The sequence below is a fragment of the Mesorhizobium sp. M4A.F.Ca.ET.050.02.1.1 genome, assembly GCF_003997725.1.
Taxonomy (GTDB): Bacteria; Pseudomonadota; Alphaproteobacteria; order Rhizobiales; family Rhizobiaceae; genus Mesorhizobium.
Map to the genome: position 1 here is coordinate 1 of NZ_RZSG01001518.1, position 432 is coordinate 432.

The window sequence follows — 432 nt, forward strand, 5'->3', positions numbered from 1 at the left end:
TCCTGCGGCTGAACGGTTCCTCCGCATCGGCCGCCGGCGCGCTCATGCCCAGGCATCCCGGAAGGCGAACCGCTCATAGGCGCCGCGCGCTTGCTGCCAGCCTTCGGCGCCGACGGGACGGCGGGCGAACAGCGCTGCCTCGACGATTCGCGCGATCTCGCTGAACGCGCCGCGTGGCCGCGCCGGCAGGGAAGGAGCATTGGCGATGTCGCGCGCCGTCAGCGAGGGACGCAGGAAGTCGGGCAGGCGCCCGGCTATGTCGGCGACGCTGCGGCGAAGCAGGAGATGGACCGCCTCGTCATAGTCGCCGCGCGCCGCAAGCGCGTCGGCTTCCGACAGCAGGATCTGCGCCGCTGCGGCATCGGGGCGCCATTGCTCTTCCGTATCCGCTTCGCTGCGCGCGCGCCGCCACGGCAGGCGCCAGGCGACGCC

General features: G+C 73.1%; 1 protein-coding gene. It reads right to left on the reverse strand.

The window, feature by feature from the left end; all coding sequences use genetic code 11:
* Nucleotides 1-42: 42 nt before the first annotated feature.
* Nucleotides 43-432, reverse strand: a 390-nt coding sequence (locus EOA33_RS38445) for a DUF4129 domain-containing protein (protein WP_127407876.1), incomplete at its 5' end; no start/stop codon positions are given.